The following is a 25,110-nucleotide window of genomic DNA, read 5'->3' as shown; positions in this document are numbered from 1 at the left end:
ACTATTTCTATTTCCATTTTTGGAAGAAATTTAGTATAATATGTAAAACTGTTAGAAATATTCTATCCACGATCTCGAAAGGATCCTACTATGAAAACTCCTAAATACCAACAAATTCAAAATGACTTAAAAAATCAAATTGTATCAGGAAAATTTGAAAATGGCGATAAATTTTATACCGAAAATGAACTTGTCCAACTCTATAAGGTGAGTTCGATTACCGTGATTCGAGCACTCAATGAACTTGTCAAGGACGGCTACCTTGTTCGAAAACAAGGAAAAGGGACCTTCGTATCCCGATCTCGAAAGGGAAAACTAGTCGAGTTTTCCGATGTCGAGTTATTTCCACTCAAAGATGACCATGTAGAAGTTCTTTCTATTGAAAAAGGAAATGAACCCAAATATCTACAGGAACTTAACTTAGGTAGCCATGATTTTTACTATAAAATTATCCGCGTTCGAACAGCAGGAAATCGTCCCTACCTGTACCAACAATCCTTCATTCCAGAAAGATATATTTTAACCCCATCTGCTAAGAAAGAGCACTTCAAATCTATTTATCAACGTTTCAAATTGGACTTTGATATTCATATGCCATCTGAACCTTATACCGAAACCAATGAAGTAACTTTTTCTACTCCATATGAGGCTTACCAAGCCCTCCAACTTGAAAAGTTAGAGCCAACCATTTTACAAATTAGAAAAACCAAGCAAGCAAATAGTGACATTGTCTTGGAATATGTCGAGAGCTACAAGCACTGGAATTTCTACAAATTTGAAATTATTGCAAACCGCTAATCTGCGCTTCTAAAATCCTCTCTGAACAAAACAAAAACACAGCTAGTACGGATCCTTCCTCTAGCTGTGTTTTCTTATCTATTCTACGAAAGACGGTTTGTCCATGCTGTTGCTGTTTCTTGGAGAACAAGATTCAGGCTTTCAATATTTTGGCGTCCCTCAGTACGCAACCAGTCACGCGCTGCATCCTCCCCACCTTCTATATAGGCCTTGACCGAACCAGCCCATGTGGCACGGCCACAAAGAACTCCATTAAAAGTTGAGCCAGCTTCCTTGGCAAAGCGCAAGGTTTCTTGGAAAAGTTGAGCAGAAACGCCCGCACTCAAGAAAATAAATGGAAGCTGCGTTGCCTGACTTTGCTCTAAGAAATAGGTCAAGGCTTGGTCACGTGTGTAAACCACTTGCTCACTGGTAAATCCCTCAACATAATGCATATTTACAGGTACTTCAACCTTAAGAACATCGATATGGAAGCGAGGGTCAGAAAAAGTCTTCATTGCTCCTATCACTTTACCTGGCTTGATTTTAGCATATTCCGGGCTATTTGTATCTGGAGTCCTCTCATCATAGACCAAAATCTCTAAATAGAAGGGCAGATCCTCCGCTACACATTCAGCTCCAATACGTTCAATATAGGCTTGCTTTTGCTGATTTACTTCATCTGAACTATCCACATCATAATAAAGAAGAAATTTTACTGCATCTGCTCCTGCTTCTTTTAAACGCTTAGCCGACCAAACATCCAGACAATCTGGCAAACGTTTCGTACTAGTCGTATCATAGCCCGTTTTTTCATAAGCCAAGAGTAAACCTGCCTGACTATCTATCTTTTTAATAGCCGGAAGACCGTACTCCGGATCCAAGAGCATAGAAGAGGCAAAAGGTGTCAATTCTTCTGCTACCAATGTTTTTAGGGTTTCCATTTGTGTGGCACTTGGTTCCTCATCTTGGTATTGTGCCATCAATCTTTTTAAAGCTCCTCGCTGGTCAAAAGCCAAAGCGGAGATAAATCCTTCTTGACTTGATAATTTTTCCATACAAGATTTCTTATGGTCTGTCAATGTCCACATAGCAATCGTCTTCCTTTCATTTTAGTTAGAATCGTACTCGTGAATAATCACACCCTTAACCACACGATTGACTGTTCCGGTCTCAGAAGGAGTGTCTGGCGTATTTTCTATCTTAATAGAGGTGAACAATGCAAAAATCTGTGCTACTAAAATAGCCGCTAACGCAAGATAGCCCTCTGGTAACGTCATATCTGATAATAATTCAAAAGTATATCCTGAAAAACTGACTTCCCCTTTTTGAGCAATTGCTACTGTCTTGAGAGCAATGCCATCTCCTGCTACTTCTTCCAACAAGTCCAAATCATACTGCCGTGTGTAGGAATCATTATGCACAAAATCAATCACGATTGTTTTCGCATCTACAAATGATTTTGGACCATGACGGAAACCCATTGAAGAGTCAAACATGGTCGCAATTTTTCCTGCTGTCAATTCCAATATTTTCAATTGCGCTTCTCGTGTCAGCGCAGCCATTGCCCCAGAACCCAGATAGACAACCCGATTGAAGTCCAAGTCTACCAGCGCCTGGATTTCTTCTTCTCTACCGAGAATGTCCTGCCCCATTTTAGAAAGATAGGAAACATAATTCTCTTTCGTTTCAATCGTCTCTCTTTCATCGAAAATAAGGAGACCTGTCAAGAACATACATGTAAAACTACCTGTCATTGCAAAGCCAGCATCATTAGAGCGAGGCGGCATGAGCAAGAGAAGATTTTTCCCATCTTCCTGCGCTTGTCTAGCAAGAAGTCCTTCTGGTGCACAGGTAATGGTTAGGTGATAGGCATTTGGGACAATTTGATTGGTCAATGCAACTGCAGCCACACTCTCCGGACTATTCCCCGAACGAGCAAAGGAAACTAGAAGCACTGTCTCTTCTTCAAAAAGATAGTCATAGGGCGCAGACACTAAGTCTGTCGATCCAGCAGACTCAAATACAAAACGCTGACGATTGCCAGTCCGTTTTAAATAGGGAACCAGTGTATCCCCAACGTACTGGGAGGTACCAGCACCAGTGAAAATAACCTTAACTGGTTTATCTGCACTGCTAGCCGTAACCTTTTCAAGAAAAGTCGCAATGTCTTCTCTATTTTCCTTAAAAATAGTCAAGGCCTCTTTCCAAATTTCTGGCTGCTGCCTGATTTCTCTAGTTGTGATTTCCGCACCTAAATCCATCAAGTCTTCTGTTGATTTAAAAAGCATAAGTCCCTCCTTATAACCTTATATTTATTTTATGCAATATAGCAACACAACTATTTGTATCTTGAAGCATGGTACAAGTTAAATCTATGTTAATATATTGTATCGTTCGTGAATATTATAATATATTAACATATTAAAAGTCAAGGGGATTTAATAATTATTTTAACTGACCATTGGTTACGGGCCCACAGTTCAAAATAAAACAAAAAACCCCAGATTCAATTGAATCTGGGGTTCTGTATTAAATAGCTTTTTCGTCTTGTCCCAAAGCACGTTGAACTGCTTTGACGATTTCAACCAAGATAACCATGAGTAGGCTTCCTACGACAACTACTAACCATTGTGTCACAGAAAGGTGCGACACGTGGAAGAATTTGTTAAATCCTGGAATCACCACTGTTGACATCAACATGACAAAGGCAATTGGGATAGAATAGTTAAAGAGGCGGTTCTTGAAGAGTCCCACTTTGAAGATAGACTGGTAAACAGACTTGACGTTGTAGGCATGAACAAGTTGGATGAGACCAAGTGTCACATAAGCCATTGTCAAAGCATCCTCATGCATCATGTGGTCGTTTCCGGCATGTTCTGGGAACATAAGGGCAAACCCATAGACACCGAGCACCAAGAGGGTTTGGAAGGCACCTTGATAAAGGATGGCTTCCATGACACCACCATCAAAGAAGCTTGATTTACGACCGCGAGGTTTGTGTTTCATGACACCTGGTTCAGCAGGCTCAACACCCAAGGCGATGGCTGGAAGAGTATCTGTTACCAAGTTAATCCACAAAAGATGAACTGGCTCAAGCACATCCCAACCAAACAAGGTTGCAAGGAAGATGGTAAAGACTTCAGCCATGTTAGCTGAAAGCAAGTATTGAATTGTTTTTTGGATATTTGAGAAGACTTTACGTCCTTCTTCAACGGCAACAATGATGGTTGCAAAGTTATCGTCCGCAAGGACCATATCAGAAGCTCCTTTAGAAACCTCTGTACCCGTGATACCCATACCGATACCGATGTCGGCTGTTTTCAGAGATGGCGCGTCGTTGACACCGTCACCTGTCATGGCAACAACCTTACCTTCCTTTTGCCAAGCTTTAACAATACGCACCTTGTGCTCTGGTGACACGCGCGCGTAAACAGAGTATTGCTTGAAGACTTTTTGGAATTCCTCATCAGACAATTCATTGAGCTCAGCACCTGTAAAGACATGGTCTTCTGTATCGTTCGGGTCAATAATTCCCAAGCGCTTCGCAATCGCTTCAGCTGTGTCTTGGTGGTCACCGGTAATCATGATTGGACGAATGCCTGCTTCCTTAGCGACACGCACCGCTGCAGCTGCTTCTGGACGTTCTGGGTCAATCATACCGACAAGACCTGCAAAAATCAGGTCATTTTCCACAATTTCTGTTTCCAATGTCGGAATGTCACTTGTGTACTTATAAGCCATCATGAGGACACGAAGAGCTTGTTTAGCAAGGTCTTTATTTGTTGCGAGGATAGCTTTTTTGTCCTCGTCTGTGATTGGACGAACTTTTCCAGCGATTTCAATCTGAGTCAAACGTTTAAGCAATTGGTCTGGGGCACCTTTTACAGCGATGAAATACTGACCGTCTGCTTGCTTATGAACCGTAGACATGAGCTTACGTGTTGAGTCAAATGGCAACTCAGCGACACGCGGTTCGTTCACAAGAACTTCACGCACATCAAAGGTATGGTCCAAACCGTACTGTACAAGGGCAGTTTCTGTTGGGTCACCAATCAATTTACCAGACGGGTCAACTTTTGTATCATTGGCAAAGTTCATGACACGAAGTGTGTTGTTGTCCATCGCGATTTCTGCCGCAGATGAAATCAATTGACCATTTGTATAAACTTTTTCAACGATCATTTGGTTCATAGTCAAGGTACCAGTTTTATCTGATGCAATGATTTCTGTTGAACCAAGTGTTTCTACAGCTGGCAATTTACGGATGATGGCATTGCGTTTTGCAAGAACAGTTGAACCAAGTGAAAGGACAACGGTAACGATTGCTGGAAGTCCTTCTGGGATGGCTGCAACAGCAAGGGCAACAGCTGTCATCAAACCTGCAAGTGGCGCTTCACCACGAATAAAGACACCTACTGCAAATGTAATGGCTGCGATAACCAAAATAGCATAAGTCAAAATCTTAGACAGATTATCCAAGTTTTGTTTCAGCGGTGTGTCTGTCTCATCCGCATTATTCAGCATGTTAGCGATGTGACCGACCTCTGTGAAGGTACCCGTATTAGTAACCACGGCAACCCCACGTCCATAAGTAACGTTTGAGTTTTGGTAAGCCATATTGACACGGTCACCGATACCAGCGTCAGCTGCAACCAATTCTGAAAGATCTTTTTCAACAGGAACTGACTCACCTGTCAAAGCTGCTTCTTCAATTTTAAGTGAATTAGCTTCCAAGAGACGCATATCAGCAGGAACAACATCGCCGGCTTCTAGAAGAACGATATCCCCTGGCACCAATTCTTTCGAGTCTACTTCGACAACATGACTATCACGACGAACACGAGCAAGTGGGCTAGACATTGATTTCAAGGCTTCGATAGCTGCCTCAGCCTGTCCTTCTTGGTAAACACCAAAGGCTGCGTTCAAGATAACAACCGCCATGATAATAATGGCATCTGTCAACCCTTCCATTCCTTCCGTTACCACAGAAAGAAGCGCTGCCGCCATCAAGATGATAATCATCAAATCCTTAAATTGGTCTAAGAATTTCATGAAGACACTGCGTTTCTCACCTTCTGCCAGCTCGTTACGACCGTATTCAGACAATCGTTTTTCTGCCTCAGCCTTGCTCAAGCCTTCATGTGAAGACTCTACAGATGCTAAGACAGCCTCTTCTTCGAGTGTATAGTACAACTCACGCTTTTGTTCTTTCAACAAAATTTCCTCCTTGCGGTCTCTCCTTTTCTTCCTGCCTAGCTGACAAAAAGAAAAGAGACCTGTTTTTTTGTAAAACAAGTCTCGCTATTTCATACATTGCCGGAAATTCTTCGTACTGACGACAATGTCACAACCCAAAAGTTGCAAGCTACTCCCTCGATTTCATTTTATTATAGCAAAAATTGGTATTTTTTCAACCATTTTCTACTGAGGAAGTCGGGCAGTCTTATTCAAACCACTGAATATCCATCTTATATGAGGCGAAAATCTGGTCGCTGCCCAAGGCTTTCAAATCATACTGAAGCTGGATTGCCTGATTTTCACGATGCAAACTGTAGGCATAGGTATCCGTCACAAAATGCTGCAAGCCCATTGGTGTCGGAATGACGACAATGGCTTCTTCTTCTAAGACAAATCGCATCAGAGATTTCGGTGTTGAAAAACGTGTCATCACCAACTCTTTGTCTCCAGCTTTTATGATCACTTTTTCATTTTCTTCGTTGGTAAAAACCAGATAGTGCTGATTATTTTTTTCTGTCACTTCCACATCATAAATCTGATCAATCACTTCTAACTGATCATCCAGTTTGATTTCATTTTTAAGTCGAATTTGCATAAAAAATTTCCTTATTTATTTTTCTGAATTGTTTTTACGAAAGAAGAACGCAATAGCATCCCACCTGTATAAATGGCTATAACGATGACCAATACTTTTAACTTATTGATATCCAAATGCGTTAGAAAAATAGCTGCAGTCAGTACTCCCAGTACACCACCGCTGATAATCCCTGTTACCCCAGGCCAACTCACCCGACCAGACTCAATAAATTGCTTTGAGCCAGCTGTCATAATCATGGCTGCATTGAGCATCATGACCGGTAAAGCGACCGCAGGACTAATCCCCATCAGTGAAAAGAAGATGAGTTCTGGAGCATAATTCCCCAAGCCCATGGTCATCAGCATCCCCACTACAAAGTCAAAAAGGATACCTAGCACCAATTTTCCACCTGTCAACCCTCTCACTTGGTCGGTCAAACCTGCACCTGGATTGGTCAACATTCGGAAAATCATAAATCCTGCTGCAATAATCAGCAAGGTTCCGAGAATCCGTTGCACCATTTTCGTATTCCAATGCTGTGTCACCCGAGCTCCGGCGTAAGCCCCAGAAAATGCAGCTACACCCATTGCGACAAGCGTCACAAGATCCACTTTAACGATGGTAATAAATAGCAAGGCCTCAACCAAGACAGGGATAATATGAGCTGTCGTCATGGTAGCAGGAATTTTTCGGTCATCTTCCACTAACTTGGTCACTTTAAACAGTGTGGTCGTTGTTGCAAAAGTCCCAATTCCCAAGGTGTCAAGCAGATCTGTGACATAGCCAATCCAAAAACCTGTCCAAAAGCGCTCTTTCAGATTGACCCTTTCTTTTCGGGCGTACCCAACAATCATACTCAAAATGGCAATAATAATCAGCACCAAGAGTCCTTGGATGCCGTGTAAAATCATTCTATTTGTCATTATTTAATTATACGAGAAATGGGGCATTTCGTAAATAAAAACTTTTCAAGCTTCCTCCGACAGTCCAAAACTGCAGAAAATGCCCTTTTTTGATATAATAGTCACATGATTGAAAAAGTATTTCGTGATCCAGTTCACAACTATATTCATGTGGACAATGAGATCATCTACCAACTTATCAATACCAAAGAATTTCAGCGACTACGCCGCATCAAGCAGTTGGGAACAACTTCCTATACTTTCCATGGTGGCGAGCATAGCCGCTTTTCGCATTGCCTGGGAGTTTATGAGATTGCCCGACAAATTACTAAGAAATTTGAAGAAAAATACAGTGATAGTTGGGATGCGAGCGAGTCACTCTTGACCATGTGTGCCGCCCTCCTACACGATGTCGGACATGGTGCTTATTCTCATACATTTGAACGGCTCTTTGATACAGATCATGAAGAAATGACTTGTGCCATTATGACCAGTCCTGGAACAGAAATCCATGCTGTCCTCTCACAAGTTTCACCAGATTTTCCGCATAAAGTGGCAAGTGTCATCAACCACACCTACCCAAACAAGCAAGTTGTCCAGCTCATTTCGAGCCAGATTGATGCTGACCGAATGGACTACCTGCTGAGAGATTCCTACTTTACAGGTGCCAGCTACGGGGAATTTGACTTGACGCGGATTTTACGGGTCATTCGCCCTGTGGAAAATGGCATCGCCTTTCGCGAATCAGGTATGCACGCGGTAGAAGACTATGTGCTCAGTCGCTACCAGATGTACATGCAGGTCTATTTCCACCCTGCAAGCCGGTCCATGGAAGTCCTTTTGCAAAATTTACTGGATCGTGCAAAGGTACTCTATACTGCAGAAAAAGACTTCTTCCAGTTTTCATCACCAAAGCTGGTCCCCTTCTTCGAACACCGTGTGACATTGGAAGATTATCTGGGGCTGGATGATGGCGTAATGAATACCTATTTTCAGACCTGGATTGACGGACCAGATCGGACCTTGTCCGACTTGGCACAGCGCTACATCAATCGAAAAGTGCTGAAATCTATTACCTTTTCTGCCCAAGACGAAGAACAGCTAGACCAATTACGCAGTATCGTTGCAGATGTCGGTTTTGACCCTGAATACTATACAGCTATCCACCATAATTTTGATTTGCCTTACGATATTTACCGGCCTGATGCCGAGAAGAAACGAACACAAATCGAAATTATCCGAAAAGATGGTAGCCTGATTGAGTTGTCGCAGCTGTCTCCTATCGTTTCCTCCCTTGCAGGAACCGTGCACGGCGATAGCCGCTTCTATTTCCCAAAAGAAATGCTGGAGTCAACAGGTATCTTTGCAGAACAGACCAAGCGTTTTCAAACATTTATCAAAAACGATCATTTTACAGATGGAGAATCAGATGAGCATTAAACTTGTGACCGTTGATATCGACGGCACCCTTTTGAATAGTAAAAAAGAAATTACACCCGAGGTTTTTGCGGCTGTCCAAGACGCCAAAGCTGCAGGTGTGAAAATCGTTATCACCACAGGACGTCCTATCTCTGGCGTCCACCACTTACTGGATCAATTACACTTGACGGAACCTGGTGATTATGTGATTTCCTTCAACGGCGGGCTCGTACAAGACACTGCAACTGGTGAGGATGTTTTAAAAGAAACCTTGTCCTACGACGATTACCTAGATTTGGAATTATTGGCACGTCGCCTTCAAGTTCCTATGCATGCATCCACCAAACAAGGAATGTTTACAGCAAATCGCAACATCGGAAAATACACCGTCTACGAAGCCATGTTGGTCAATTCACCCGTCTTCTACCGTACTCCAGAAGAAATGGCCGAGAAAGAAATCATCAAAATGATGATGGTCGATGAACCTGATATTTTGGATGCCGTTATCGAACAGATTCCTGCGGTTTATTTTGAGCGCTTCAACATCGCAAAATCTGCACCATTCTATCTTGAAATCACTCCAAAAACTGCCAGCAAAGGAAAAGCCATTATTGGCTTGGCTGAAAAAATTGGCTTAACCCTGGACCAAACAATGGGAATTGGTGACGAGGAGAATGACCGTTCCATGCTTGAAGTTGTTGGTAATCCTGTTGTCATGGAAAATGGAAATCCTGAACTGAAAAAAATCGCCAAATACATCACCAAATCAAACGATGAATCTGGTGTTGCACATGCTATTAGAGAGTGGGTATTAAAGTAATGTATTCTTATAAAGTGGGCATCTCCGCCCAAGAACACGACGAATTTGTCAAAGTACATCCACAAGTCAACCTCCTTCAAAGCAGCTCTTGGGCACAAATCAAAGACGCTTGGGGCAATGAACGTCTCGGCTTTTTCAAAGACGGCACTCTGGTAGCAGTCGCATCCATTCTCATCCAACCCCTACCACTTGGTTTGACCATGATTTACATCCCACGTGGACCAATCATGGATTACATGGATAAAGACTTGGTAGCCTTCGTGATGAAGTCATTGAAGACAGTCGCAAAAAGCAAACGCGCAATCTTTATCAAATTTGATCCGTCTATTTATTTCCAACAGCATTTGGTAGACCAAGATGGACAAGACCAAGAGCAGGCAAAATTAGTTATCGAAAATTTGGAACAAGCTGGCTGCAAATGGGTTGGTCGTACGGAAGACATTTCTGAAACGATTCAGCCACGCTTCCAAGCGAACATTTACGCAAAAGATTTTGTTCCTGAAGCCATTCCTAAAAAAGTACGCCAGTTGATGCGGGTTGCTGAAAATAAGGGAGCTGTCATTGAAATAGGACACCTCAATCTGGTTGAAGAATTTGCCAGCCTCATGAAAAAAACAGAAGCTCGTAAAAGTATTCATCTCCGTAATCAAGATTACTATGAAAAATTACTCCGCACCTACGGTGATGACGCCTACATCACCATGGCCCGCCTAGACGTTGCTTCTCGCTACCAAAAGCAAGAACAGGAATTGAAAAAGCAAGAAGAACTCAAAGCGACCTTTACTGAAAATACGCGCGAAACCAAGGTCAATGCAACGCTAAAAGAAATCGAGCGCTTAACAGCTGAACTCGAATTTTTAAAACACTACTTAGACCAAGGAAAAACGATTGTCCCCCTAGCTGCGACCCTTTCTCTCAACTTTGGAACCTCGTCTGAAAACATCTACGCCGGCATGGATGATGAATTCAAACATTACCAACCTGCTCTTGCAACCTGGTATAAAACAGCGCTCCACGCTTTTGAAAATATGGGCATCACCCAGCAAAATATGGGCGGAATTGAAAATAAATTAGACGGCGGACTCTACAATTTCAAATCCAAATTCAACCCAATGATTGAAGAATTTATCGGTGAGTTCAACCTGCCTGTCAGCCCGCTATACGGACTCTTCAATCTAGCCTACACAATCCGTAAAAAACGGAGGAATAAACAATCATGACATTCGCCATACTGAGCCTCGAAGAATATCAGGCACATGCCCAAACCGTGACTGAGCGCTCTTTCTTACAAACGGAAGAAATGGCTAACTTGCTCAGCAAACGAGGCATGAAAACACAATTCGTGGGCTTGAAAAAGGAAGGAATCGTCCGAGTATCTGGTATCCTCTACAGCCTTCCGATGACTGGTGGCCTTCACATGGAAATGAACTCTGGTCCTGTGTCCTCCGACAAACAATACCTTTCTGAATTCTACAGAGAATTGGCTAAATACGCCAAAGAAAATGGTGCTCTCCAACTGATTGTCAAACCCTACGACACCTATCAAACCTTTGATAGCAATGGGCAGCCAAGTTCCGAAGAAAACGAGCAACTGATTACAGATTTGACCAGTGTCGGTTATGCTTTTGACGGTTTACAAACTGGCTATCCTGGTGGTGAACCCGACTGGCATTACGTTAAAAATTTGGCAAATGTGACCCAGGAAACTCTGCCAAATTCATTTAGCAAAAAAGGCAAGGCACTCCTCAAAAAAGCCAACACCTTCGGCATTCAAGTCCAAGTTCTGAAAAAAGAAGAATTGTCCCAATTCAAGGTCATCACTTCTGCCACTTCTGAACGTCGCGAATATGCTGACAAGTCACTTGACTATTACCAAGACTTCTATGACGCTTTCGGTGACCGTGCTCAATTTCTCTTGGCTACAATCAACTTTCAAGACTATCTTGAAAACCTCAGCCAGCAAGAACTGAAATTACAAGACAAACTGGCAACCATTCATTCCTTCTTGGAGCAGCAACCAAATTCTAAGAAAAAGCAAAATGAATCACGGGAAATCGCCAGCCAAATCGCTACATTTGAGACACGAAAAGAAGAAGCCCAAACTCTCTTAGCCAAATACGGCCAAGAAGATATTGCACTGGCTGCTAGCCTCTTTGTTTATACCCAGCATGAATTAGTCTACCTCTTTAGCGGCTCACTGACCGAGTTCAACAAATTCTACGCACCGATTGTCTTACAAGAGGCAGCCATGCGCGAAGCCCTAAAACGCGAGATCTCCTTCTATTCATTTTTGGGGATAACAGGACAATTTGACGGCAGTGACGGAGTTCTTCGCTTTAAGCAAAATTTTAATGGCTACATTGTCCGAAAAATGGGAACCTTCCGCTACTATCCACATCCACTCAAATTTAAAACACTTCAAGTCATCAAAAAACTTCTCAGAAGACACTAAAAAAGCTAGGTTTCCCTAGCTTTTTTAGTTTGTAAATCGACCTGAATAGTCAATATTTAAGTCAAAATTAGAATGTCCACTGAGAAGTGAGGCAACCGAGGTGAATTGCCATGCTGCTGCACCTGCATAATAGGCCATCTCACGAGCTTGATTGGCGGACATCCCACTATAATAAGGATAATGCGCCACCCACAAATTACTCATGCCAAAATTCGCGATGTTAATCGGACCTTTGACATTTACCTCGTTTTTATCCAACCAGCTTGCACCTGTATAATGAACCAGATTTGAATAGCCCAAGCTCCTCATCTCTGCTTCCCAAGTTTTCATGTTGGTATTGATATTATTACGCGTTTTTGGTTCTTCAATGTCATTTACCATCGTGATATTTTTTGACAAGCCTAATTTATTGGCTGCTGCCACAAAATAGCGTGCCTCCGCTTTGGCAGAATTAGCATCTGTAAAGTGAGAGTAATGGTAGGCTGATACTTTCAAGCCAACAGCCTGAGCATTCTTAATCTGATTAGCTGCATACGGGTTGAGGTAACTTGTCCCTTCAGACAATTTAACAACAACACCCGCCACGCCTTGTTGCATCAAGTTGCGGTAATCATCTGTTGACAATTCACCATTGTGGCTACTGATATCAATAAAGGATTGACCTGTCTTCTTAACGTAGTTGACTGTCGCAGATGTTGTAGCAACACCATAGCGCTGACCTTGGCTTGTTAGGTAGACATGGGCATTGACCTTGCCTTGTTCATACTTATGGTTTGCAAGACGAACTGTAATGCGGTAAGTACCATCAGACTGGCGTTCAGCTGGATACCAGATAATATCATTTTGATCATTCGCATCGGTCCAAACTGGGATTTCGATTTTGTCAATCCCTGCTGGTGCGTAGATATTTTTCACGACAACGTCGAAGGTGCCATAGGTATTATCAATATTGCTAATCGTTGCTACCGCTCTTGGATTGGTATTGGTAATAGCAACATTTGTTTTTGTAGTCGCTACTCCAAATTGCTTACCATCTGTTTGTTTTAGATACACATGGACTTGATAAGCTCCAGTACTGTACTTATGGTCACTTGCTGAAACACTAGCTTTATAGCTGCCATCTGCTTGTTTGACTGCTGTATACCACTTGATATCATCTTGACCATTGACCTCTGACCATACTGGAACCTGAACAGACTCCAAATTACCTGGAACCCAGACATTGGTCACAACAACGTCAAAGCCACCGTTAGAAGTGTTATTATTGGTAATACGAACGGAGGCTGACGGCTTAGCCGCTGGCAATTCTAGCTTAGTTGTAGTGATCCCTTGCAACTCACCATCGCTGTATTTGTAATACAGATGGGCATGATAGATTCCGACTTCATTATTATGGTCTTTTTTGTTGATGGTAATCTTATACGTGCCATTAGCTTGTTTGGTAGCTGTATACCACTTCAGGTCATCCTGATTATTGGCATTGGTCCATACAGGAATTCGTACAGCTTGAATGCTTGATTTTCCAACCACATCAGAAGCAATCAGGTCAAAAGTTCCTGTTTTTTCATTTAGGTTGGCCACCGTCAGTTTTCCTGAAACAGGCAAGCTGAGATTGGTCGTCGTTGTTGCAATGCCACTCTTGGTCTGATCACTATAGGTATAATAGAGGTGGACATTGTATTTTCCAACACCATTTTTATGGTCTTTTTTATTGACGGTTACTTTATAAGTACCATTGGCTTGTCTTACAGCCGTGTACCATTTGATATCATCTTGACCTGCCTCTTCTGTCCAAACTGATACCTGAACACTAGAAATTGCCTTCGAAGACACAATATTTGACACCAAAACATCAAAGGTTCCCTGTTGATTGTTCACATTTGTGATTGTCAACTTCCCTTGTGGTCTACTTTGGATGGTCGTGCTAGTCGTTGCAATCCCTTTTTTGCTACCGTTGGTTAATTGGTAATAAAGATGCGCATGGTATTTCCCGACACCATTTTTATGGTCTCGTTTATTGACGGTTACTTTATAAATCCCATTGGCTTGTTTTACAGCTGTGTACCACTTGATATCATCTTGACCAGCTTCATCCGTCCACACTGGCACTTGCACTGACTGGATACCATTCCCAATCACATTCGACACCACCACGTCAAAAGTTCCCTGTCCCTCATTTACATTTTGGATGGACAAGGTTCCTGAATACCCATTTGGCTCTGGCAAGGTAAAGCTTGTACTGGCAATTCCTTGGTGCTTGCCATTACTATACTGATAGTAGAGATGGGCATGATACAAGCCAACTCCATTTTTATGGCTTCTCTTGTTTACCGTTACTTTGTATGTACCATCAGCTTGCTTGGTTGCCGTATACCATTTGATGTCATCTTGACCATTTGCATCTGTCCAAATCGGTACCTGAACGGTTTGAATCGTTGAAGCACCAACTACGTTGCTAATCACCACATCAAAGGTACCTGCAACTGTATTGACATTACGAATGTTCAGCGTGCCACCAACTTTTGGCCCTGCTGCACCATAACCAGGGCCGAGCACAATTTTTGTTGCAGGGCTTGTTACAGTATTTTTTTCATTTTTAGCAGGGCTTGCCTTTGTACTACTTGGCGAACTTGTCTCTGTCGAAGTGCTAGACTTACTTGTAGTTCCCGTGGTCGAGCTAGCTAGTGTGGATGTTTTAGTCGCTGCGCTTGACGAAGAAGTTGTCGAACTAGTAGCCGTTTCCTTGGTCAGGTCTGCTTCAGTACTAGAGGGCAGAGTTGTCTTTTCAATCCCTTCTGCTTCTATCTTCCATACAAACTGATAATCCTGAAAAACAAGTGTCTTGCCAGTTTCCGTCACCACTTCAAATTGGACAAATACAGGGGTTGAACTGTCCTTTTCAACCAATCCATCTCTTGCAGTAAGAGCTTGGTACTGGTTATTGCTATCCTTCGTAAAGGTAATTTCTTTCGGGGATGCCTGTGTTTTCTTTGTCCATAGGATAGCTTTTACTTGGCGAACCGCTACCGACAAATCAGACAAGGTTAACTTTGCCTTTCCTGATTCTAGAGAGACGGCTACCCTTCCAGATACTTTCTCATCTTCTACAGCCTTTTTAAGGGTTGGATCTGACACAATACTATCTGCCAAAACTTGTTCACCAGCAACTTGAGCTACTCCAAGAGCAGCTGTGACAGCTCCTACATAGATAAGAGACTTATATTTCATTGTTTCTCCTGTTTATGTGATAAAGAACTCCTAACTTGTAGTTAGAAGTTCTTTTACTATTCTTCTTTTAATGTGATTAGAAGTTCAACAAAGCCAAGAAGCTTTCTGCTTCAAGTGAAGCACCACCAACAAGGGCACCGTCAACATCTGGACAAGCCATGTATTCAGCAACATTTTCAGGTTTAACTGAACCACCGTATTGAATACGAACTTTGTCTGCAACTACTTGACCGAAGTCAGCAGCAACCACGTCACGAACTGCTTTACACATTGTTTGTGCATCGTCTTTAGTAGCTGATTTACCAGTACCGATAGCCCAGATTGGCTCATAAGCGATAACAAGTGAAGCTACTTGCTCAGCTGACAAATCTTTCAAAGCAGCAGATACTTGAGCACCTACAAATTCAGCAGCCTTCCCTGCTTCGTAAGTTTCAAGAGACTCACCACAGCAGATGATTGGAGTCATACCATTTTTGAAAATAGCATGTGCTTTTTTGTTAATGTCTTCATCTGTTTCATGGAAGTAATCACGACGTTCTGAGTGACCGATAACAACATAGTCAACACCCATTTCGTTCAATACTTTAGGACTTGTTTCACCAGTGAAAGCACCAGCATCTTCAAAGTAACAGTTTTGAGCAGCTACTTTCAATTCTGAATCTTTAGCGAACCAGAGCAAAGCGTTCAAGTCAACAGCTGGAGATGCGATAGCGGCTTCAACCACATCACCTGAAGGCAATTTACCAGCAATTCCCTCTACAAAAGCTTGAGCTTCTTGAGGATTTTTGTTCATTTTCCAGTTGCCGGCAATAATTGGTTTACGTGACATTTCACATACCTCTTCTTCTTTAATTTTTACTTGTCTAGTATATCACAAAATAATCCAGAATTCTAGGTATTTTATTCCCTATAGAAAATTGACATCATTCTGTAATATAAAGAAAAACTCGCCACCCAAGCAAGGGTAGCGAGCCAATTATAAGTTGTCTGACTTTAATTGTTATTTCTGGGAACTCAATCGAATTAAGCTTCGATTTCTGTAACCATACCTGAACCAACAGTACGTCCACCTTCACGGATAGAGAAAGTAGTACCTTGTTCAACGGCGATTGGGTGGATCAATTCAACATCGATAGTTACGTTATCACCAGGCATTACCATTTCAGTACCTTCTGGCAATTTGATTGAACCAGTTACGTCAGTTGTACGGAAGTAGAACTGTGGACGGTAGTTGTCGAAGAATGGAGTATGACGTCCACCTTCTTCTTTAGAAAGGATGTAAACTTCACCTTTAAATTTAGTGTGTGGGTTGATTGAACCTGGTTTAGAGATAACTTGACCACGTTCGATTTCGTCACGTTGTACACCACGGAGAAGCACGCCAACGTTATCGCCGGCAAGACCTTCATCCAATTGTTTACGGAACATTTCAACACCAGTAACAACTGCTTTGTGTTTTTCTTCTTTGATACCAACGATTTCGATTTCGTCGTTGACACGAACTGTACCACGGTCGATACGTCCTGAAGCAACTGTACCACGACCAGTGATTGAGAATACATCTTCGACTGGCAACAAGAGTGGTTTATCAGTGTCGCGTTCTGGTTCTGGAATGTACTCATCAACAGTGTTCATCAATTCCATAATGATGTCTTCGTATGCTGAGTCACCTTCCAAAGCTTTAAGAGCTGAACCTTGGATAACTGGAAGATCGTCACCTGGGAAGTCGTATTCTGACAAGAGGTCACGGATTTCCATTTCAACCAATTCAAGCAATTCTTCATCGTCAACCAAGTCAACTTTGTTCATGAAGACGATAAGGTGTTTAACACCAACCTGACGTGAAAGAAGGATGTGCTCACGAGTTTGTGGCATTGGTCCATCAGTTGAAGCAACTACGAGAATCGCACCGTCCATTTGGGCAGCACCAGTAATCATGTTTTTAACGTAGTCCGCGTGTCCTGGAGCGTCGATGTGAGCATAGTGACGTTTTTCAGTTTCATACTCAACGTGTGCAGTATTGATAGTGATACCGCGTTCGCGTTCTTCAGGAGCAGCATCGATAGACGCATAGTCTTTTGGTTGGTTAACTGATGAAGGCAAGCGACGTGCCAATACAGTTGTGATAGCTGCAGTCAAAGTAGTTTTACCGTGGTCAACGTGTCCAATTGTACCAATGTTAACGTGTGGTTTACTACGATCGTATTTTTCTTTTGCCATTTTGGTAAAAGCCTCCAATAAAATATATTTTATAGTTAGACAGTAGGCAATACAGACTAACTTTACCTTACCATTCTATCAAATTACTGAGAAATTGCAAGTGTTTTACCTATTTTTCCACAGATTCTTCATTTTACAAATGCTAAGATGGCTGATTTGAAAGACAGACTTCGATGCACCAAGTATAGATATTAGACTGATAATCTTAAAGAAGAAAATTTGAATAACCATCCCATGAAAATACTTGTCAAAAACTTTCAAACAGATTTACTAGCTACTTTTCATCTTCTCGTTCTTTAAAAAGTAGTTTTTGTAATAGTTGCGACAGGGTCTCCTTCTCCTCTTTGGAGAAATGAGCTGTAAGTTCTGCTTCAATTTCTTGGCTTATCCGTGCGATATCCTGCGCCTTTTCCATGGCAAGTGAAGTCGCTGAGACATGCTTGCTCCGCTTGTCTTCTGTCGAAGCAATCCGCTTAATCATGCCCTTCTTTTCTAAATTTTGCAGAATCCCTGTTACTGTCGGATTGGTCATCCCGAAACGTTTTTCGATATCAATCTGGCGAATGGTCTGATCTGGATGGGTCGTCAAAAACTTTAAAATTCGAAATTGACTGGTCGTCAAATCTAGCTCCTGAGTGCGTCTGTTGGACACGCGCTCAAATGCTAATTCCGCCATTTTTACCAGAACACCGATACTCTCTTTTTTCATTTATATTGCTTCCTATTTTTTTACAAAAGTGTATCATAATTCACTGACTTTTTACAAGTACAAAAAAGTCCTGCTCACGAGTAGCAGGACAATTCAATCAACCAGAATTACGCAAACCAGTTGCAATACCGTTGATGGTAATATGAATCAGATTTTCTTGGTCTGCACTCAATTGCCCATGACGGAGACGATTGATGAGTTCAATTTGGATATAGTTGAGAACGTTGAAGTAAGGCAGACGGTATTCCAAACTTGCTTTCAAGGATGGGAGTTCTGCTAGTAATTCTTCATTTTGCTCGATTTCAAGAATGATATTCTTGGTTAATTGCCACTCATCCAAGATAGTATAGAATACTTCGCGGACTTCTTCGTCTTCACACATTTTTGCGTATTCAAAGGCGATGTTCATATTGGACTTCGACAAGACCATGTCTACGTTTGACAATAGGGAACGGAAGAATGGCCAGTTTTGATACATTTTTTGGAGTTTAGCAAGATTTTCTGGTGCTTTATCAATATAGCGTTTGAAACTTGAACCAACCCCATACCAACCTGGTAGCATAATCCGGTTTTGTGACCAAGAGAATACCCATGGAATGGCACGCAGTCCACCGATTTCAGTAATGGTCTTACGAGCAGCTGGACGTGAACCGATATTGAGGCTCGAAACCTCACGAATCGGACTAGCTGCAAAGAAATAATCATAGAAATGTGGATTTCCAAAAACCAAATCACGGTAGATGACATAGCTATCATCGACAATGCCATTCATGATGTCGCGGTAGTCTTCCAAATCATCCGGATTGGTAATCAACTGCGTCACCATACGGTCAAGCGTCGCTGATACAAGCATTTCCAGATTGTAGTAGGCAGCGTCCTTGTTTCCGTATTTATTCCCAATCACTTCCCCTTGCTCTGTCAAGCGGATATGGTCTTTGATGGAGCCAAATGGCTGTGAAGTAATGGCATCATAAGATGGGCCACCACCACGGCCAACTGTACCACCACGACCGTGGAAGAAGGTAATTTTGATACCGTGTTTTTGGCCAATTTGAGTCAATTCATTTTGTGCCTTGTAGAGCGTCCACCCTGATGACAAGTAACCGCCGTCCTTGTTTGAGTCTGAGTAACCCAACATGATTTCTTGGTAAGAATCATTGCCCTTAATCCATTTTTGCGCAATATCGAGGTCAAGGTAATAGCGCATGATAGCTGATGAGTTATCCAAGTCTTCGATTGTTTCAAAAAGGGGAACAATCTGTACACGGGCACGTTCGCTGTCTACGAGTCCGACTTCTTTGAGAAGGACTGCCAATTCCAGCATATCAGATACACTCTCTGAATGTGAAATGATGTGCTGTTTGATGACTTCTTCTCCCAACTTGTCTTTTAATTCTCGAGCTGCTTGGAAAATAGCCAATTCTTTTTGGAGCTGTTCTGATTTTTCGACATGAGTTGCAGATAGAATACGTGGGTCTTCTGTTAATTCACGCAACAAGACGGCACATTTTTCATCCTCTGACAAACTACTGTAATCCTCAACGACACGCGCCGATGCTAGCAATTCTGCCACACTTGCTTCATGGATACTTGAATCTTGGCGCATATCGATGGTTGCCAGATAGAAACCAAATGCTTCGACTGCCTCTAGCAATTCTGTAAAATCACCTTGAATCAAGCCTTTAGATTTATTTTCTTCTAAAGAGACTTTGATTGCGAGGAGGTCAGCTTGGAATTCTTTGACATTGGCATAGCGTACCTCATTTTTTACATCATGGATGAGATAGTCGCGGGTATTGCGCAATTTCATCTGGATATAATGGAAGGCACGGCGATAGGGCTCATGTTCACGGTAAACAGACGTATCTTCTGACAAAGCAGCCAAGGCTTGTACTTCTTCGCTGACCGTCACAATAGTTGTCGAGAGCGAAAAAGTCCGATAAAGCTGGAAGAGTTTTTCATCATAGTAATTCATGATGACTTCTGCCTGTGTCAAAGCAGATAATTTCAAGGTTTCTGCCGTTACGAATGGGTTTCCGTCGCGGTCTCCACCAATCCACATTCCCATTGAAATTGGATGCGGGTTCTTCAATTCAATCCCTTTTTCAGCAGCCAACCGTTTGTATTCGGTCTGCAATTTTGTGACAGCTTTGATAAAGGAAGAATTGTAATACTCCATCACATTGGTGATTTCATTGGTTACTTTGAGTTTCTTCTCACGAATCATCTCTGTCTGCATGATGATTTCAATGTACGAACGGAGTTCATCTTCCCACTTGTTTTTATTCAAAAGACCCAATTTGACATCGCGGTAACGGCGCAAGAGCTCATGAATTCTTTTTGTCAAATCCAGCATAGATTGGCGTTGCACTTGAGTTGGATGGGCTGTCAAGACCGGTACAACCGTCAAATGCTCCAAGATTTCTGCGGCATCTTCTCGATCAGCAACTAGGTCAATCGTTGTGGACAATTTTCCAAGATAATCATTGCCGAGGTTGTTTTGCAAATTGATTTCATAGGCTAAGTCAACATCTTCTGAGATATTGATTAAAAGCGGTAAGACTGCAAAATAGCGAGAAATAACGGCCAGTTCATCATTGGTTAATTCACCGATAATCTGAAGCAGGTGCTGGTAATTATCATGAGTGGACAAGGCTGCCAACTCGACAATCTTGTCAAATGTTTCGGGTGAAATCATCTGACGCGCCACATCTCGTAGGGTGTTGGTCAAAATGATGACTTCTTCCATGATGGTTTCTTTGTTGTTCAAGTTCTCTAATTTTTGAATAGACATCTATATCCCCTTTTCTAGCCCTAAATAAGCCTATTGCACTAGAGTGCGTTCGATTTCCTCATGAATCAATTCACGTTTTTCATTGGCATCAATGTTGAGTACAAAACCGATACCAACCGAAATAATCAACAAACTATTCCCACCTTGTGACAGGAATGGGAAGGTAACCCCCGTCGCAGGAATCAAGCCTGAAATTCCTCCGACATTGACAAAGGTTTGAATCAGCAGCATGGCAGCGACGCCAAGCGCCATCATCGAATTGAATGGATTGCGTGCACGAATACCCACTACAATAATCCGTAGAATCAAGAAGAAGAGCAGACCTAGAATCAAACTAGCCCCAATCAATCCCAACTCCTCAATGGTAATGGCAAAGGCGAAGTCCGTATGTGCTTCTGGAAGGTAGCCGTTTTTCTCGATGGAATTTCCCAAACCAAGGCCAAACCAGCCGCCATTACTCATAGCGTAATAGGAATTGGCCAGCTGATGTCCCGCATCCGTTAAATCCTCAAATGGATTGAAGAAGGCGGAAAATCGTTTGGCGATATAGCCGACAAATGGTACTCTAGCCACTGTCTCCACACCGATAATCCGAATGGAGGTCAGTACGGTAAAGGAGCCTGCAATGAGGGCCATTAGCCCCGCAGAAAACCAGCGATGGCCAATACCACTAACCGTTATCATCACCATGATAATCAAGGCAATAATCGTCGCATTCCCCAAGTCGGGCAAACTTGCAACCAAACCAAGTGAAAGCAAACTAATCACGCGCCAGTCATTGAACTTCTCAGGATACCAACGCCCTTTTGTTAAGGCTTGATAGTCATAGATACGAACATCGCCTTGGATACGCGCGAACTTATGCGCTAAAAACCAGATAATAATCAACTTCAAGTATTCGGCGGGCTGAAATCCAATCGGTCCCAAACGAATCCAACCATGGGCTCCATTGACCGCATCAAAGAAATGGGAGATAACCAGCAAAAACCAGTCAATCAGCACAACCACTCCAATCAAACCGCCTCGTCGCAAAAAACTAAGGCGCATCCGATAAATCAACCAAATTGCAACTAAACTAATCAGCCAAAATGCCGCCTGACTAATCACCAATTTAAAGGGATTTCCACCATCTTTTATTTGCAAAGAACTGGTGGTTGAATAAACCATAATCAGCCCGATCACCGATAAAATCAAATAAGGGACCAGGATAGAGTAGTTCAGCAAATGCCGTTTGTCAATCTTCATTTCCCCTCCTCATTCCGTTTTAATATTGCCATATTATACCATATTCTTTCAGAAAAGTCTGAACTTTCTATCATAAAAAGAGGCCAATGTGACCTCCTTGTTTACTTATAAGTTTGAAGATAAAATTTAATCTTGTCACCGTCTTTGGCAACTTGCTCCTCGACACCTTTTGGTGCCATCTCACCATTTACATCATACATCCAATAAGTAGATGTTGCTTGGTCTTGGTTCACACCGTCAATCGATGTCACCATCCCTGATTTCAGCTCGATTTTGTGGCTTTTTTTCAAGATGTTAGCCACCTTATCACCTTTCTTGAATTCAACAGTCTGGCTGTCTGTCTTATCAGCTGAAAATTCAACCGTCAGAGTAGCTGTGTAGGTTTTCTCACTTACTTTTTCAGCCGCCTTTTGAGGTTGGCAGGCAATTAAAAACAAGGGCAATAGCAAGCTAAGTGCGAGTAAATACATTCTTTTCATGATAAAGTCTCCTAAATAATTGATAAATAAGCGGATAAAAAATAATGGTTGAAACAGCATGTAAGCCATCAAAAGTTAGACCATTTAACCAGTAAACCCACAATTTGGCCCCAAACTGCGCAGCTGTTGGAATACTGATGATAAACCCATAAGCGAAAGCCATAACACCTGATAGCCCACTCTGAAGCGAAACTCCCCAAGACAAACCCTTGGTCAAAGGCAATACAATTAGGCGCCAAAAAAGCATAATAAGTGCAAAACTCAGCACCTGCCAAGCGACAACAATGGAAAAGCCAAAGTAAATGCCGCTACCAATCATGGTCAAGGCCATAATCAAGAGGCAATCTACCAAAGGAAGATAGAGTAAACTAACCAGAAAAATAGCTGTAATCGGCTTGACATTGGGAAAAGCACCAAATGCAAATCGAAGGGCAATGGCTAGTGCGGATAAGACCGCTATCTGGCTCATTCTTTTGGTGGACATGTAAACTCCTTTATTTTTTATCGTTCCTTTTAAGAGTAGACTATTCCCTTGTCTCTGTCAAGTTTCAATTTTGTCCCCATTTTAGTTTAGTTTTTTGATTTTTTCATTGATTTACGGTAAAATGTATGAGATGAGAAAGAAAATCAAACCATTTTTTGTAATCGCCTTCTTTCTTTTGTTTGTCGCAATGATCCTAACAACAAGAGGAATGGCTAACCAACAAAAACAAGTAAAAAATCGACAAGTAAGCAGTACTACTTCAATTAGTACCGTGAGTTCTTCGTCAACGACCAGCACGTCATCTAGCTACTACATCGAAGATGCCCTATCTATGAAGCCCATCATTGACGTATCAGGCTGGCAATTACCATCTGATATGGACTACGATGTCGTTTCTAAAAATATTTCGGGTGCCATTGTCCGGATTCAAAGTGGCTCACATACCAAAAAGGACAACAACGCTTCTGACCAAAATGGTTTGGATAAATCCTATAAAACCCACATTGAAGAATTTCAGAAACGAAACATCCCTATCGCTGTCTATGCTTATGTGACCGGCAAAGATGAAAAAGCCATGAAAAAAGAAGCCGCTTCCTTCTATAATGCTGCTTCAAAATACAAACCAACCTTCTATTGGCTAGACGTTGAAGAAAAAACGATGGACGATATGAATGCCGGCGTTGAGACTTTCCGACAAGAATTGAAAAAACTCGGCGCAAAAAATATTGGTATCTATATCGGTACCTACTTCATGGAAGAACATTCTATTTCAACTGAGAAATTTGATTCTGTCTGGATTCCAACCTATGGGACGGACTCTGGCTACTACAATGCCGCTCCAAATACAGATTTAGACTATGATTTGCACCAATACACATCTGCAGGCTACATCAATGGATTCCCGCATTCTCTTGACTTAAATCTGCTCACGACACTGAAAGATCCAAACGAAGTTTATAAAAAACTCTTTACAGTTCCTGCAGATTAAGCTATAATGAAACCAATTACATAACACAAAGGAGTGCCTCTGGCTGAGATCGTAGTACTACGAAATCCTCGAACCTGATCTAGTTCACACTAGCGTAGGAATTGTGCTTAACAGACCCTGTCTGGATAACTCACGACCACCCACTCCTTTGCCTATCGACAAAGGAGTTTTTTATGTCAAAAAATTTAAATGCACTTGTTGAAACAGCCCTCATCGCCGCAGTGGCAATGGCTCTATCCCTCATACCGGACTTTGCTAGCTGGTTTACCCCTTCGTTTGGTGCGGTTCCGCTGATTTTATTTGCCCTACGCCGAGGAAGCAAGTACGGTCTAACCGCTGGGTTAATTTGGGGCTTGCTCCATTTTGCACTTGGTCGTGTCTACTACTTGTCTCTCTCGCAAGTTTTCCTGGAGTACATTGTTGCTTTTACAACTATGGGAATTGCCGGCTACTTTTCAGATTATTTTAAAGGGCAGTTAAAGTCTCAACAGACCAAAAAGGCTCTATTGACTGCTCTTGGTGCTGCTAGTCTGACAGTATTTATCCGCTATGTGATTCATTTTGTTGCCGGAGTCATCTTCTGGGCAAGCTACGCTGGCGATATGTCGCCTTATCTCTACTCTTTCATTGTGAATGGAACTGCGGGTGGCTTTACTTTGGCATTTGTCCTACTCGCGCTGGGAATATTGATTCCTACCCAGCCACATCTCTTCTTACCTCGTAAATAGTCATTCTAAAAAAGTGTGGTACAATGAAGTATCACATTTTTATTTGG

At 42.1% G+C, this 25,110-nt stretch carries 20 protein-coding genes and 1 riboswitch; of the genes, 7 read left to right on the top strand and 13 right to left on the bottom strand.

Going from position 1 to position 25,110, the window contains the following annotated elements:
* Positions 1-90: 90 nt before the first annotated feature.
* Positions 91-798 (top strand): GntR family transcriptional regulator, encoded by a 708-nt coding sequence (locus tag J2T50_RS03420; RefSeq protein WP_253363727.1) that lies wholly within the window; start codon positions 91-93, stop codon positions 796-798.
* Between the two features lie 83 nt (positions 799-881).
* Here J2T50_RS03420 and lacD read toward each other — a convergent pair whose 3' ends face one another.
* The 5 genes from lacD to J2T50_RS03395 all read right to left on the bottom strand — a co-directional run bounded on the left by lacD (position 882) and on the right by J2T50_RS03395 (position 7,518).
* Complete coding sequence (gene lacD / locus J2T50_RS03415) at positions 882-1,868, bottom strand: tagatose-bisphosphate aldolase (RefSeq protein WP_253363725.1); 987 nt, start codon at positions 1,866-1,868, stop codon at positions 882-884.
* A 21-nt stretch (positions 1,869-1,889) separates the two neighbouring features.
* The gene (locus J2T50_RS03410; protein WP_253363723.1) at positions 1,890-3,068 is read right to left on the bottom strand and encodes an SIS domain-containing protein; all 1,179 of its coding nucleotides are present in this window, start codon (positions 3,066-3,068) and stop codon (positions 1,890-1,892) included.
* Positions 3,069-3,309: 241 nt separating this feature from the next.
* Positions 3,310-5,997, bottom strand: a complete 2,688-nt coding sequence (locus J2T50_RS03405; RefSeq protein WP_253363721.1) for a cation-translocating P-type ATPase — start codon at positions 5,995-5,997, stop codon at positions 3,310-3,312.
* A gap of 226 nt (positions 5,998-6,223) precedes the next feature.
* On the bottom strand, positions 6,224-6,613 hold the full coding sequence (locus J2T50_RS03400) for a YwiB family protein (RefSeq protein ID WP_253363719.1): 390 nt from the start codon (positions 6,611-6,613) through the stop codon (positions 6,224-6,226).
* An 11-nt stretch (positions 6,614-6,624) separates the two neighbouring features.
* Positions 6,625-7,518, bottom strand: coding sequence for a sulfite exporter TauE/SafE family protein (locus J2T50_RS03395; RefSeq protein ID WP_253363717.1), 894 nt, complete (start codon positions 7,516-7,518; stop codon positions 6,625-6,627).
* Between the two features lie 105 nt (positions 7,519-7,623).
* Here J2T50_RS03395 and J2T50_RS03390 point away from each other — a divergent pair, with 105 nt between their 5' ends.
* The 4 genes from J2T50_RS03390 to J2T50_RS03375 are packed head-to-tail and all read left to right on the top strand — an operon-like array spanning position 7,624 to position 12,188.
* Positions 7,624-8,937, top strand: coding sequence for an HD domain-containing protein (locus J2T50_RS03390; protein ID WP_253363715.1), 1,314 nt, complete (start codon positions 7,624-7,626; stop codon positions 8,935-8,937).
* Positions 8,927-9,736 (top strand): sugar-phosphatase, encoded by an 810-nt coding sequence (gene yidA, locus J2T50_RS03385; protein WP_253363713.1) that lies wholly within the window; start codon positions 8,927-8,929, stop codon positions 9,734-9,736. The genes J2T50_RS03390 and yidA overlap by 11 nt, the downstream gene beginning before the upstream one ends.
* The gene (locus tag J2T50_RS03380; protein ID WP_253363711.1) at positions 9,736-10,956 is read left to right on the top strand and encodes an aminoacyltransferase; all 1,221 of its coding nucleotides are present in this window, start codon (positions 9,736-9,738) and stop codon (positions 10,954-10,956) included. The genes yidA and J2T50_RS03380 overlap by 1 nt, the downstream gene beginning before the upstream one ends.
* Positions 10,953-12,188 carry an aminoacyltransferase gene (locus tag J2T50_RS03375; protein WP_253363709.1) on the top strand — a complete coding sequence of 412 codons (1,236 nt, stop codon included), beginning with the start codon at positions 10,953-10,955 and terminating at the stop codon, positions 12,186-12,188. Before J2T50_RS03380 ends, J2T50_RS03375 begins: the two co-directional genes overlap by 4 nt.
* A 24-nt stretch (positions 12,189-12,212) precedes the next feature.
* Here the strand turns inward: J2T50_RS03375 and J2T50_RS03370 are convergent, their stop codons facing one another.
* The 8 genes from J2T50_RS03370 to J2T50_RS03335 all read right to left on the bottom strand — a co-directional run bounded on the left by J2T50_RS03370 (position 12,213) and on the right by J2T50_RS03335 (position 23,347).
* A complete protein-coding gene (locus J2T50_RS03370) occupies positions 12,213-15,416 on the bottom strand; it encodes a GBS Bsp-like repeat-containing protein (RefSeq protein ID WP_253363707.1) in 3,204 nt (1,067 codons plus the stop codon).
* Positions 15,417-15,492: 76 nt separating this feature from the next.
* The gene (gene tpiA / locus J2T50_RS03365; protein ID WP_253363705.1) at positions 15,493-16,245 is read right to left on the bottom strand and encodes a triose-phosphate isomerase; all 753 of its coding nucleotides are present in this window, start codon (positions 16,243-16,245) and stop codon (positions 15,493-15,495) included.
* Positions 16,246-16,439: 194 nt separating this feature from the next.
* On the bottom strand, positions 16,440-17,636 hold the full coding sequence (gene tuf / locus J2T50_RS03360; RefSeq protein ID WP_253363703.1) for an elongation factor Tu: 1,197 nt from the start codon (positions 17,634-17,636) through the stop codon (positions 16,440-16,442).
* 274 nt (positions 17,637-17,910) lie between these two features.
* Positions 17,911-18,345 carry a MarR family winged helix-turn-helix transcriptional regulator gene (locus J2T50_RS03355; RefSeq protein ID WP_253363700.1) on the bottom strand — a complete coding sequence of 145 codons (435 nt, stop codon included), beginning with the start codon at positions 18,343-18,345 and terminating at the stop codon, positions 17,911-17,913.
* 97 nt (positions 18,346-18,442) lie between these two features.
* Complete coding sequence (ppc, locus tag J2T50_RS03350) at positions 18,443-21,139, bottom strand: phosphoenolpyruvate carboxylase (RefSeq protein ID WP_253363698.1); 2,697 nt, start codon at positions 21,137-21,139, stop codon at positions 18,443-18,445.
* 30 nt (positions 21,140-21,169) lie between these two features.
* A complete protein-coding gene (ftsW, locus tag J2T50_RS03345; RefSeq protein WP_253363696.1) occupies positions 21,170-22,384 on the bottom strand; it encodes a cell division peptidoglycan polymerase FtsW in 1,215 nt (404 codons plus the stop codon).
* 101 nt (positions 22,385-22,485) lie between these two features.
* Positions 22,486-22,863 (bottom strand): DUF4430 domain-containing protein, encoded by a 378-nt coding sequence (locus tag J2T50_RS03340; RefSeq protein ID WP_253363694.1) that lies wholly within the window; start codon positions 22,861-22,863, stop codon positions 22,486-22,488.
* Complete coding sequence (locus J2T50_RS03335; protein ID WP_253363692.1) at positions 22,835-23,347, bottom strand: hypothetical protein; 513 nt, start codon at positions 23,345-23,347, stop codon at positions 22,835-22,837. Before J2T50_RS03335 ends, J2T50_RS03340 begins: the two co-directional genes overlap by 29 nt.
* A gap of 130 nt (positions 23,348-23,477) precedes the next feature.
* Here J2T50_RS03335 and J2T50_RS03330 point away from each other — a divergent pair, with 130 nt between their 5' ends.
* Positions 23,478-24,335, top strand: a complete 858-nt coding sequence (locus J2T50_RS03330; RefSeq protein WP_253363690.1) for a glycoside hydrolase family 25 protein — start codon at positions 23,478-23,480, stop codon at positions 24,333-24,335.
* 19 nt (positions 24,336-24,354) lie between these two features.
* Positions 24,355-24,453, top strand: a riboswitch (TPP riboswitch).
* Between the two features lie 55 nt (positions 24,454-24,508).
* Entirely contained in the window at positions 24,509-25,063 is a 555-nt protein-coding gene (thiT, locus tag J2T50_RS03325; RefSeq protein WP_253363688.1) for an energy-coupled thiamine transporter ThiT, read from the top strand.
* The last annotated feature ends 47 nt before the right edge of the window (positions 25,064-25,110 follow it).

Origin of the sequence: Streptococcus gallinaceus, assembly GCF_024170225.1 — a bacterium.
In the GTDB taxonomy this organism is placed as follows: Bacteria; Bacillota; Bacilli; order Lactobacillales; family Streptococcaceae; genus Streptococcus; species Streptococcus gallinaceus.
This window is presented reverse-complemented; position numbering and strand designations above follow the sequence as displayed.